The sequence below is a fragment of the Micromonospora sp. NPDC047620 genome (assembly GCF_043205005.1).
Taxonomy (GTDB): Bacteria; Actinomycetota; Actinomycetes; order Mycobacteriales; family Micromonosporaceae; genus Micromonospora.
Genome location: NZ_JBIDDG010000171.1, coordinates 1 through 1132, shown reverse-complemented (window position 1 = coordinate 1132; position 1132 = coordinate 1). Strand labels below are relative to the sequence as shown.

Sequence of the window (1132 nt, the reverse complement as noted above, 5' to 3'; positions counted from 1 at the left end):
GGAGTTCCTGCCCGGGGACTCGGACGACATCCCGGTGACGATGGACGAGCAGATCCAGAAGGCGGTCGACTGCTACAACGCCGGCGCGCCGGTGCTGCACGTGCACGTGCGCGAAGAAGACGGCCGCGGCTCGAAGCGGCTCGAGATGTTCAACGAGATGCTCGCCCGGCTGCGCGAGGCGGTACCGGAGATGATCCTGCAGGTCGGCGGGTCGATCTCGTTCGCCCCGCCCAAGGAGGGCGACGCCGCGAAGTGGCTGCCCCACGACACCCGTCACATGCTGGCCACCCTGGACCCCGCCCCGGACCAGGTGACCATCGCCATCAACACCAACCAGATGAACCTGGTCGAATTGATGACCGACGACGACATGGCCGGAACCTCGTTCCAGGACCCGGCGATCTACAAGGCTTACCGCGACATGACCGTCGAGGCCGGTCCCGACTTCTACCTCGAGCATCTGCGCCGCCTCACCGACGCCGGTATCCAGCCCCACTTCATGCTCGGAAACCTGGCACAGCTCGAAACCGTGGAGCGGCTGATCCGGCGAGGCCACTACACCGGGCCGCTGGTGTTGAACTACGTCGCGATCGGCGGGGGCGCGGCCGGCGTGCACCCGGCCGACCTGATCGAGTTCATCCGCCGCACCCCGGACGGCGCAGTGCTGACCATCGAGTCGATCATGCGTCACGTCATCCCGATGTGCACGATCGCCATCGCGCTGGGCCAGCACGTGCGCGTCGGCATCGAGGACAACCTGTGGGGTCGCAAGGGCGAGCGCCGGACCTCGGTCGAACAGGTCGAGCAGATGGTGCGTATCGCCGCCGAACTCGGCCGTGAAGTGGCCTCCTGCAAGGACACGCGCGAGATCTACAAGCTGGACGAGGTCTACTCCGGCACCGACGACGCGCTGGCCAAGCTCGGCTACGCGCCGAACCGCAAGCCCGGCCAGCTGGGCTTCCTGCACCACGCCTGAATGATTACCGGCAGGTGATCTGCGCTTGAACGCCGGGGGCGCGCGGCCATTCCGATTCCGCGCCCCCGGTTCCTTGCGGGACCACGGGCTCCCGCGCACAGTCCCGATCGGCCATAGGAGAGCCCATGGGCACACATATCACCACGACCACCGGTG

At 67.2% G+C, this 1132-nt stretch carries 1 protein-coding gene; it reads left to right on the top strand.

Annotated elements, in window-relative coordinates; translation table 11 throughout:
• Positions 1-976 (top strand): 3-keto-5-aminohexanoate cleavage protein (locus ACGF5C_RS35030; RefSeq protein WP_393308745.1); only part of this gene is annotated, 976 nt, incomplete at its 5' end.
• Positions 977-1132 lie beyond the last annotated feature (156 nt).